The sequence below is a fragment of the Gottfriedia solisilvae genome, assembly GCF_002128405.1.
Lineage (GTDB): Bacteria > Bacillota > Bacilli > Bacillales > Bacillaceae_G > Gottfriedia > Gottfriedia solisilvae.
Map to the genome: position 1 here is coordinate 779,033 of NZ_NETJ01000003.1, position 10,423 is coordinate 789,455.

At 34.1% G+C, this 10,423-nt stretch carries 11 protein-coding genes and 1 other annotated feature; all 11 genes read left to right on the forward strand.

From position 1 onward, the window contains the following. The 11 genes from CAB05_RS12950 (at position 1) to CAB05_RS13000 (ending at position 10,396) form a co-directional block, all read left to right on the forward strand. On the forward strand, positions 1-456 hold the full coding sequence (locus CAB05_RS12950; protein WP_088000274.1) for a cell division protein SepF: 456 nt from the start codon (positions 1-3) through the stop codon (positions 454-456). Positions 457-460: 4 nt separating this feature from the next. Next, on the forward strand, positions 461-721 hold the full coding sequence (locus CAB05_RS12955) for a YggT family protein (RefSeq protein ID WP_088000276.1): 261 nt from the start codon (positions 461-463) through the stop codon (positions 719-721). 65 nt (positions 722-786) lie between these two features. Beyond that, positions 787-1,560, forward strand: a complete 774-nt coding sequence (locus tag CAB05_RS12960; protein ID WP_088000278.1) for a YlmH family RNA-binding protein — start codon at positions 787-789, stop codon at positions 1,558-1,560. Positions 1,561-1,645: 85 nt separating this feature from the next. Next, positions 1,646-2,131, forward strand: a complete 486-nt coding sequence (locus tag CAB05_RS12965; protein WP_088000280.1) for a DivIVA domain-containing protein — start codon at positions 1,646-1,648, stop codon at positions 2,129-2,131. 56 nt (positions 2,132-2,187) lie between these two features. Continuing rightward, positions 2,188-2,409 (forward strand) — a binding site (T-box leader). Between the two features lie 225 nt (positions 2,410-2,634). Beyond that, positions 2,635-5,391 carry an isoleucine--tRNA ligase gene (gene ileS, locus CAB05_RS12970; RefSeq protein ID WP_088000282.1) on the forward strand — a complete coding sequence of 919 codons (2,757 nt, stop codon included), beginning with the start codon at positions 2,635-2,637 and terminating at the stop codon, positions 5,389-5,391. Positions 5,392-5,621: 230 nt separating this feature from the next. Beyond that, entirely contained in the window at positions 5,622-6,263 is a 642-nt protein-coding gene (locus CAB05_RS12975; RefSeq protein ID WP_088000284.1) for a CAP domain-containing protein, read from the forward strand. Positions 6,264-6,483: 220 nt separating this feature from the next. Further along, positions 6,484-6,804, forward strand: a complete 321-nt coding sequence (locus CAB05_RS12980) for a TraR/DksA family transcriptional regulator (protein ID WP_088000286.1) — start codon at positions 6,484-6,486, stop codon at positions 6,802-6,804. 73 nt (positions 6,805-6,877) lie between these two features. Then, entirely contained in the window at positions 6,878-7,336 is a 459-nt protein-coding gene (gene lspA, locus CAB05_RS12985) for a signal peptidase II (protein ID WP_088000288.1), read from the forward strand. Continuing rightward, positions 7,333-8,241: an RluA family pseudouridine synthase gene (locus CAB05_RS12990; RefSeq protein WP_088000290.1), complete on the forward strand. Its 909-nt coding sequence runs from the start codon at positions 7,333-7,335 to the stop codon at positions 8,239-8,241. Before lspA ends, CAB05_RS12990 begins: the two co-directional genes overlap by 4 nt. A 185-nt stretch (positions 8,242-8,426) precedes the next feature. Continuing rightward, positions 8,427-8,969 carry a bifunctional pyr operon transcriptional regulator/uracil phosphoribosyltransferase PyrR gene (gene pyrR / locus CAB05_RS12995; RefSeq protein ID WP_088000292.1) on the forward strand — a complete coding sequence of 181 codons (543 nt, stop codon included), beginning with the start codon at positions 8,427-8,429 and terminating at the stop codon, positions 8,967-8,969. Between the two features lie 131 nt (positions 8,970-9,100). Next, positions 9,101-10,396, forward strand: a complete 1,296-nt coding sequence (locus CAB05_RS13000) for a solute carrier family 23 protein (RefSeq protein WP_142283100.1) — start codon at positions 9,101-9,103, stop codon at positions 10,394-10,396. Positions 10,397-10,423 lie beyond the last annotated feature (27 nt).

Consider the following 10,423-nt stretch of genomic DNA (forward strand, 5'->3'; position numbering starts at 1 on the left):
ATGAGTTTTATGGGAAAAGTAAGAAACTTTTTTGCAATGGATGATGAGTACGAAGATGAAGAGTATGAGTATGAGGAACAACAACCTGTTTCAAAGCATGTAAATGAAGAAGTACATCAAGAACGTAGTACTTCAAAGCAAAAATTAGTAAGTATACCAGGAGGAGCATCCTTGACGTCAAAAGTTGTATTGGCTCAGCCACGTGAATATGCAGAAGCACAAGATGTTGCAGATCACCTAAAATCTAAAAAAGCTGTTGTGATCAATCTTCAACAAATGCAAATTGATCAAGCAAAACGCTTTGTTGATTTTTTAAGTGGTACTGTTTATGCAATTAGTGGAGATATAAAAAAAATCGGAACAAATACATTCATTTGTACGCCAGATAATGTTGACATTTCTGGAACGATTACAGATATGTTATTTGAGGAAGAACAATCCATTAAAAGGTGGTAAATAGATGGACTTTATTTTATCAATCTTGTATCATGCGATACAAGTATATCAAACGATATTAGTGATTCACATCATTATGTCCTGGTTTCCACAAGTACAACAATCATCATTCGGTCGTTTTATCGGAAGAATAGCAGAACCATACTTAGAGCCATTCCGTCGAATCATACCGTCAATCGGAATGTTTGATTTCTCGCCAATTGTAGCTTTAATAACGTTGCAATTTGCAATGAGAGGTATATTTGCGCTTAGTACTTACTTCTAAAAAGAGAATCTGAAACGGTTCTCTTTTTTACTATTTATATTGTTTAGAAATTGAGGAATGCATCAATGAGTATATACGATCATTATCGAAAGGAAGAGCATGTATTTGTTGATCAAGTGATTAATTGGAAAGATCAAGTAATTGAAAGATACTCACCAAAGTTAACTGATTTCCTTGATCTAAGGGAACAAAAAATTATGAGTACCATAATCGGGAATCAATCTGAATGTATTGCAGCTTTTTTTGGTGGTCGGGAAAATAGTGAGCGAAAACGTGCACTAATTTATCCGAATTACTATTCTCCAATGGATGAAGATTTTTCGTTAGCAGCATTTAATTTAAGCTATGCAGTGAAATTTCATTCTTTATCACATAGACAAGTACTAGGAACGCTTATGTCATTAGGTATGACAAGAGCAAAATTTGGTGATATTTTATTAAAAGATGATGTTATTCAAATAATTGTTGCCGAGGAAATAGCAGTTTTTGTTCAGAATAACTTGAATTCTATAGGGAAATCGCCGATTAAATTAGAGAGAATTACATTTAATGAACTAGTTGAAATTGAAGATGACTGGCAATCGAGACATGGGACAATTTCATCACTTCGTCTAGATGTATTAATTAGTGAGTTTTATCATATATCACGCCAGAAAGCACAGGCATTAATAAAAGCTGAACACGTCAAAGTCAATCAAAAAATAATTGATTCAACTTCATTTATTTGTGGCGAAGGAGACTTACTATCTGTTAAAGGGTTTGGAAGAGGGATGCTTCTTTCAATAGATGGTATGTCAAAAAAAGAAAAATGGCGGATTCAGTACGGTGTCAAAAAATAGTCAGAAAATGTAGAAGGATATTCGTAGAAACTGTCGAAAACTAATAATTAACCTATATTTAAGAACTTACATGGAGGTGGCTTAATTGCCTTTAACACCACTTGATATTCATAATAAAGAATTTGGTAAAAGTTTTCGTGGATATGACGAAGACGAAGTAAACGAATTTCTTGACCAAGTGATCAAAGACTATGAATTAGTAATTCGAGAAAAGAAACAATTAGAAGAACAAATGTTAGACATGAAAGAAAGATTAAAACATTTTTCTACTATTGAAGAAACTTTAAATAAGTCAATTTTAATTGCTCAAGAAGCAGCAGAAGATGTAAAAGGAAATGCTCAAAAAGAAGCAAAATTAATTATAAAAGAAGCAGAAAAAAATGCTGATCGTATTATTAACGAAGCTTTAATCAAATCTCGAAAAGTTACAATGGAGTTTGAAGAGCTTAAGAAACAATCAAAAGTTTTCCGTACAAGACTTCGTATGGCAATTGAAACTCAGTTAGAAATGTTAAGTCATGAAGATTGGGATCATATTTTAGATAAAGAAACAGAAGAAATAGCAAACTAATTTTAAGAAGCCTTGACGATTTGTAAAGTTTTACATATAATTTATTAAATATTAATAGTTAATCGGTGATAGGGAAGAGTACTTCTATAAAATCTAGTTAGCGAGTCAAGGATAGTGTAAGCTTGATGTAGAAAAATAGAACGAAAATCACCCTTGAGAGCTTTTCTGAACATTAGTAAGAACAGCCGTTTCGTTCACGTTACGAATGCTAAGTGGACTATATTATTTATGTATAGTCAATTAGGGTGGTACCACGGGAAACCTTTCTCGTCCCTTTTTTGGGATGCGAAAGGTTTTTTTGTGCTCAATTTATTACCGATTAGGATTGTTTTAAACGATTCATTCCTATTCATTTAATCTTTTGATACAAGGTTTTCTTTGTCCTTACTGTATTGGATGAACAGAAACCTTACTAATAAAAGATTTAGAAGATGGATAGAATGCGTTAATGTGGAACTCGACTATTTAAAAAAGATTAAAACCATATTCAGGAGGAGTATCAAATGGAATATAAAGATACGTTATTGATGCCAAAAACAGATTTTCCAATGAGAGGGAATTTACCGCAGCGTGAACCTCAAATTCAAGAGGACTGGAATGAGAAAGATATTTATACAAAAGTAATGAAACACAATGCAGAAAAACCATCATTTATCCTACATGATGGCCCTCCATATGCAAATGGTGACTTACATATGGGGCATGCACTAAATAAAGTCTTAAAAGATTTTATTGTTCGTTTTTATAATATGAATGGCTATCGTTCGCCATACGTTCCTGGTTGGGATACACACGGATTACCAATTGAGCAAGCGTTAGCAAACAAAAAAGTAAATCGTAAAGAAATGTCAGTAGCTGAATTTCGTAAACTTTGTGAAGAGTATGCTTATGAACAAGTTGATCGTCAAAAAGAACAATTTAAGCGTTTAGGAATTTTAGGTGATTGGGATCGCCCATACATTACGCTTGAAAAAGAATATGAAGCAGAACAAATTAAAGTATTCGGTAAAATGGCGACAAAAGGCTTAATCTATAAAGGCCTTAAGCCAGTTTATTGGTCTCCATCAAGTGAATCTGCATTAGCTGAAGCAGAAATTGAATATCAAGATAAACGATCTGCTTCAATCTATGTTGCATTTGCAGTTGAAAATGGAAAAAATGTTTTAAATGGTGGAGAGAAATTCATCATTTGGACGACGACTCCATGGACAATTCCAGCTAACTTAGCAGTTTGTTTACATCCAGAACTTAGCTATGATGTAGTTGCAGTAAATGGAGACAAATTTGTAGTAGCGAGTGAATTAAGAGAATCAGTTTCAAATGAATTAGGCTGGGAAGATGCTGTTGTAGAAAATACATTTAACGGTAGCCAACTAGAAGGAATCGTTTGTAAACATCCATTATACGATCGTCAATCAGTTGTCATTCTTGGTGATCATGTAACAACTGATGCAGGAACTGGTTGTGTTCATACAGCTCCTGGTCATGGTGAAGATGACTTCCGAGTTGGTCAACAATACGGTTTAGACGTACTTTGTCCAGTTGATGAAAAAGGTGTATTAACAAAAGAAGCACCTGGTTTCGAAGGTTTATTCTATGATGAAGCAAATAAAGAAATTACAAAGGCATTAGAAGAAAAAGGTGCTTTACTAAAATTACAATTTATCACGCATTCATATCCACATGACTGGAGAACAAAAAAACCAATTATCTTCCGTGCTACAGCTCAATGGTTTGCTTCAATTGAAGCAATTCGTGATCAATTAATGCAAGCTGTACAAGATACAAACTGGTTCCCTGCTTGGGGTGAAACAAGACTATTCAACATGGTACGTGACCGTGGTGACTGGTGTATCTCTCGTCAGCGTGTTTGGGGAGTACCAATCCCAGTATTTTATGCTGAAGATGGAGAAGCAATCATTACAGAAGAAACAATTGAACATGTTTCTAACTTATTTAAAGAAAATGGATCTAACATCTGGTTTGAAAAAGAAGCAAAAGAATTATTACCAGAAGGATTTACACATCCAGGTTCACCAAATGGTAAATTTACTAAAGAAAAAGATATTATGGATGTTTGGTTTGATAGCGGCTCTTCACATCAGGCTGTGTTAACAACTCGTGAAGAATTATCATTTCCAGCTGATGTGTATTTAGAAGGTTCAGACCAGTACCGTGGTTGGTTCAACTCTTCACTAAGCACGAGTGTTGCTGTAACTGGTCAAGCGCCATATAAATCTGTAGTGAGTCATGGTTTCGTATTAGATGGTGAAGGACGTAAAATGAGTAAGTCTATCGGGAATATCGTTCTTCCTTCAAAAATTATGAATCAATATGGTTCAGATATCTTACGATTATGGGTAGCTTCTGTTGATTATCAATCTGATGTTCGTATTTCAGATGCATTAATGAAACAAGTTGCTGAAGTTTATCGTAAAATCAGAAATACATTCCGTTTCTTATTAGGTAACTTAGATGGCTTTAATGCTGAAACGGATGCATTAAAATTTGATGAACTTCGTGAATTAGATCAATACATGCTTGTGAAATTAAATGAAGTTGTAAAAACAGTTCGTGAATCTTATGAAAAATATGAATTTGCTACTGTTTATCATACGATTCAAAACTTCTGTACAACTGATTTAAGTTCATTCTATTTTGATTTATCAAAAGATGTATTATATATCGAACCAAAATCAAATAAAGATCGTTTAGCAATTCAAACTGTATTACATGAATCATTACAAGCTCTTACTCGTTTAGTTGCACCAATTTTACCTCACACAGCTGAAGAAGTTTGGACGCATATGGCCGGAACATCAGTTGATAGCATTTTCTTAACTGAAATGCCAGAAGTTAATGACTTTGGTAATACGACTGAGTTAGTAGCGAAATGGGAAAAATTCATGGATTTACGTGATGATGTATTAAAAGCATTAGAAGTTGCTCGTAATGAAAAAGTAATTGGTAAATCATTAACTGCTTCAGTTAAAATTTATCCAAATGCAGAAGTATCAGATTTATTACAATCAATTAATGAAGACTTAAAACAATTATTAATCGTATCTCAAGTTGAAGTAGCTGATCGTGATACGCAAGTTCCACAAACAGCACAAAAATTTGAAACATTAAGTATCGAAGTTTCACCGGCAACTGGTGAGACATGTGAACGTTGTTGGATAGTTACAGAAGAAGTAGGAAAAGATGAAGAGCATTCAACATTATGCCTACGTTGCGCAAGTGTAGTAAAAGAAATGTAATGTAAAAGTGTTGAACACTTGAAGAAAAGTCGAAAGTTAAACTTTCGGCTTTTTTTCATTTCAAAAAAGGAAGGAAATAATAAACTAGACTACACCTAGAGCAAATCAATTCCATTCCATTCCATAATAGTAAATTTTACCTTATTGCTTGTTTTGTTGTATGTGTGTATGTATTCCTGTATGATTATTTTGTAAACGATTACGAAAATTCAATTATTGAGGAGTACAACATGAAAAATACATTCAAAAAATTTTCTCAAACAATTTTAGGGATCGCAGTAGCTTTACCTATGATTTTAGGAGTTGGCGCAGGAAGTGCTGGAGCAACATCGGGAGCAATAGCTGTCTCTAAATTATCAATTAAAGAAAAGCCATATTTTAGTTCAAAAACAGTTGGATATTTAGCTAAAAATCAAAAAATCACTTACTCAGGTTACAATAGTTCGTTTGTAAAAATTAGTTACAAAGGTAAAACAAGATATATTCAAAAGAAATATGTGAAATATATAGCACCAACATCTACTACGCGAGCAAGTACTAGTTCATCTACTCAGCAACAAATTTTAGATTTAGTAAATACTGAGCGTGGTAAAAGCGGATTAAAACCTTTAACACTTACTAGCTACCTAAATGGAACTGCTCAACAATGGTCACAAACAATGAGTAATGCAAACAGTATGTATCATTCAACTTTATCATTCAATGGTGGGTATAAAGGTGAAAACATTGCACATGGTCAAACAACTCCATCACAAGTAATGTATGATTGGATGCACTCTGAAGGTCATAGAGCTAACATCATGAGCAAAAACTTCCAACATCTAGGTGTTGGTAAAGTAGGAACTTATTGGACGCAACAATTTACTGACTGATATAACAAAAGGCTTATGTTAATCTAATTTTTAGACTGTCTATATAGACAGTCTTTTTTATATTTGTAATAGCATTTATTTTATAATAGTGAAACCTTAAACTCAATGATTTATAAATGGGAATATCTTTATCAGTTTCCTTTAAAGGAAAAACTTTCACCTTTTATGAATGTCAGTTCTGGGAAAATTATATTTACATTCAAAAAAGGGAGTGAACAAGATGAGCAATGAAATTTACCATATAAGACAAGAGCTCGAAATGATTAAAAATGAATTGCTACATCGTTTATTTTCTGAACCAATTCATTCAAATATTGTGGAACCTCATCTTTCATTATATGAGGAAACAATGAAACATCAAGTTCTTGTTGATGATATGAAGAATGATTTATATGATATAGAGCTTGCAATACAAAAAATTGATAATGGATTGTATGGTTTTTGTGAAGTTACGGGAACACAAATTCCAATAGAGAAACTAAAAGTTCTTCCTACAGGAAGAACAATTGATGACTTTAGTTTTGTCAGAAATTATTACTGATTTGTATTTCATTGTATAAACTTGTCCCCTATGCTAAACTTTTATGAGATATCTAATAAGGTAGGGGATAAATATGGCATATATTATTGCACTAATTGTCATTTTAATTGACCAATTAACTAAACTTGCAGTATTAAAGAAGATGTATTTAGGTGAAAATATTGAAATCATTAAAAATATTTTTTACATAACATCTCACCGTAACAGAGGAGCGGCTTGGGGAATGTTACAAGGTAAAATGTTCTTTTTCTACATTATTACAATTGTATTCGTTGTAGCTGTGGTTTACTTTATTCAAAAGCATGCGAAAAATGATCGTTTATTATCTATTTCTTTAGGTCTGGTATTAGGTGGCGCGATTGGAAACTTTATCGATCGTTTCTTCCGTAAAGAAGTTGTTGATTTTATACATGTTTATATTTTTGGATATGATTTTCCTGTGTTTAATATTGCCGATTCTGCACTTTGTATTGGAGTCGTCTTATTATTTATTATTACTTTATTGGAAGAAAAAAGAGGAGTTAAGGAATGACAGTTTTTACATTTGCAGTTGAAGAAGAACAACATTTAGAAAGAATCGATACTTTTATTACAGCTCAAAATGAAGAGTGGTCTCGTTCACAAGTACAAATCTGGTTAAAAGAAGATTTTGTATTAGTAAATGGTGAAAAAGTAAAGCGAAATTACAAAGTGAAACAAGGCGATGAAATATCAGTTTCAGTACCTGATCCAAAGCCTTTAGAAATTATTGCAGAGAATATTCCACTTGAAATTTACTACGAAGATAGTGATGTTATCGTTGTCAATAAACCTCGTGGTATGGTAGTTCATCCTGCATTAGGTCATGAAACTGGTACTTTAGTGAATGCATTAATGTATCATTGCAAAGATTTATCTGGAATTAATGGCATTTTAAGGCCAGGAATTGTTCATCGAATTGATAAAGATACATCAGGCCTTCTAATGGTAGCTAAAAATGATGTAGCGCATGAAAAACTTGCAGAACAATTACGTGAAAAAACGACTGTTCGTAAATATATTGCAATCGTTCATGGTGTAATTCAGCATGAAGAGGGTACGATTGATGCACCAATCGGAAGAGATAAATCAGATCGTCAAAGTATGACAGTTACTGAAGAAAATGCTAAAGAAGCTGTAACGCATTTTAAAGTACTAGAACGATTTGAAGAGTTTACATTAGTTGAATGTCAGCTTGAAACAGGTCGTACACATCAAATTCGTGTTCATATGAAGTATATTGGTTTCCCATTAGCTGGAGATCCAAAATATGGTCCGAGAAAAACAATTGATATTGATGGGCAAGCACTTCACGCTGCAGTATTAGGATTTAAGCATCCAAGAACAGGTGAATATATGGAGTTTTCATCACCTATTCCAAAAGTAATGGAAGATGTATTAGAAAATTTAAGAAGATAACTGTTGACAACTTATGCCTAGTGAGGCATAATGAGGACAGTTGAATGAACCTTTAACACAACCCCGTGAGGTTGAGAAGGAAGCGGAATATAAAAGGGATAACTGTATCCTTTTGTGCTACCCTCTTGTCCATCGGGCAAGAGGGTTTTTGCTTCTACAAAATAAAAAGTAGGAGGTAAAGGGAAATGAACGAAAAAGCAATCATCTTAGACGAACTTGCAATTAGAAGAGGATTAACTAGAATTGCTCATGAAATGCTTGAAAATAATAAAGGCATTCAAGATGTCGTTCTAGTTGGGATTAAAACAAGAGGTGTTTTCTTGGCTCAACGAATTGCAGAAAGAATTAAGCAAATTGAAGGTAAAGAAGTAATTATGGGAGACCTTGATATTACTCTTTATCGCGATGATCTAACAACTAAGACCGAAAACAAGGAACCATTAGTGAAAGGTTCAAATGTACCGGTAGATCTAACAAACAAAAAAGTTATTTTAGTTGATGATGTACTTTACACAGGGAGAACAGTTCGTGCCGCAATGGACGCTGTAATGGACCTAGGTAGACCATCACAAATTCAACTAGCAGTATTAATCGACCGTGGACATCGTGAACTTCCGATTCGTGCAGACTATGTTGGTAAGAACATTCCAACTTCAAGTGGTGAAAAAGTAGTCGTAGCACTGAAGGAAACAGATGAACATGATAAAGTAAGCATATTTGAAAATTAAAAGTCCCTTTTAATGTGGTCCAGAGAGGCCGCCAAAGGGTCTAGTTAGTTGCTGCCTTCTTAGCAACGTATTGGACTCTTTGTGTAAATCACAAAGAGTTTTTTTTATGAAAAAATGGGGGAATCTAAATGATAAAACAGAAACCAGTTTTAGAAATCAATGAAAAACCAAGTTTGAGTCAATGGTTTTTCCTAAGTATACAGCACTTATTCGCAATGTTTGGTGCAACTGTATTAGCACCAATCTTAATCGGAATTTCTCCAGCAATCGCATTAATTTCAAGTGGGATTGGAACGATCGTTTTTGTACTAATTACAAGAGGTAGAGTACCTTCTTACTTAGGGTCATCATTCGCATTCATTGCTCCCATGAGCTTCGCTATAAAGAATCTTGGAACAGGAGCAGCATTTGTAGGAGTGTTCATCACAGGGATTGTATATGCGGTGATCGCACTTGTTATTAACAAAGTCGGCGTAAAATGGTTATTTAAAATATTACCACCAATCGTAGTAGGACCAGTCATTATCGTAATCGGCTTAGGCTTATCATCAGTAGCTGTAGGCATGGCAATGAATGGAGCAGATGGTAAATATAGTTCAACATCAATCACAATTGCATTCATCACATTAGCGATCACAATCGTAACAGCATTATTCACAAGAGGGTTCTTATCAGTCATACCAATCTTAGTCGGAATTATCGGCGGTTATATTACTTCAATCTTCTTTGGAATCGTAGACTTCTCGAAAGTCGCAAAAGCAAAATGGATCGAAATACCTGATTTCTCAGTACCATTCGTAGACTACACGCCAGAAATTACATTACAGTTACTTTTCATCTTTGTACCAGTCGCAATCGTAACAATTTCTGAACACATCGGTCACCAAGTAGTACTTGGAAATGTAGTAGATAAAGATTTAATTAAAGATCCTGGTTTAGATCGTTCACTTTTCGGAGACGCAGTGTCAACAATGATTGCAGGTCTAATCGGTGGACCAACAACGACAACTTACGGTGAAAACATTGGTGTTTTAGCCATAACAAGAGCTTACAGTGTTTACCTGTTCGTCGGTGCAGCAATCTTCGCAATGATATTCGGATTCGTCGGAAAGATTTCAGCAATCATAAGTTCAATCCCAACACCAGTAATGGGTGGTATCTCAATACTACTTTTCGGAATCATCGCTTCTAGCGGGTTAAGAGTACTGGTTGAAAATAAAATTGATTTTAGTAAACAACGTAACTTAGTAATCGCATCTGTCATCCTAGTATTAGGGATTGGCGGAGCAACAATCCATGTTGGAGATGTCTTCACACTTGAAGGAATGGCATTAGCCGCACTAATCGGAGTTTTACTAAATTTAGTCCTACCAGAAAAAATTGGTGGAGATCGAGATATTGAAATGAACAATGAAAAAGCTTCATAAACACAATTGATAGATTGGAGCACTCTA

Coding starts and splice junctions, on each gene's coding strand:
- lspA (WP_088000288.1), top strand. CDS start 6,878: ATGGCATATATTATTGCACTAATTGTCATTTTAATTGACCAATTAACT.
- CAB05_RS12960 (WP_088000278.1), top strand. CDS start 787: ATGAGTATATACGATCATTATCGAAAGGAAGAGCATGTATTTGTTGAT.
- CAB05_RS12990 (WP_088000290.1), top strand. CDS start 7,333: ATGACAGTTTTTACATTTGCAGTTGAAGAAGAACAACATTTAGAAAGA.
- CAB05_RS12980 (WP_088000286.1), top strand. CDS start 6,484: ATGAGCAATGAAATTTACCATATAAGACAAGAGCTCGAAATGATTAAA.
- CAB05_RS12955 (WP_088000276.1), top strand. CDS start 461: ATGGACTTTATTTTATCAATCTTGTATCATGCGATACAAGTATATCAA.
- CAB05_RS12950 (WP_088000274.1), top strand. CDS start 1: ATGAGTTTTATGGGAAAAGTAAGAAACTTTTTTGCAATGGATGATGAG.
- pyrR (WP_088000292.1), top strand. CDS start 8,427: ATGAACGAAAAAGCAATCATCTTAGACGAACTTGCAATTAGAAGAGGA.
- ileS (WP_088000282.1), top strand. CDS start 2,635: ATGGAATATAAAGATACGTTATTGATGCCAAAAACAGATTTTCCAATG.
- CAB05_RS12975 (WP_088000284.1), top strand. CDS start 5,622: ATGAAAAATACATTCAAAAAATTTTCTCAAACAATTTTAGGGATCGCA.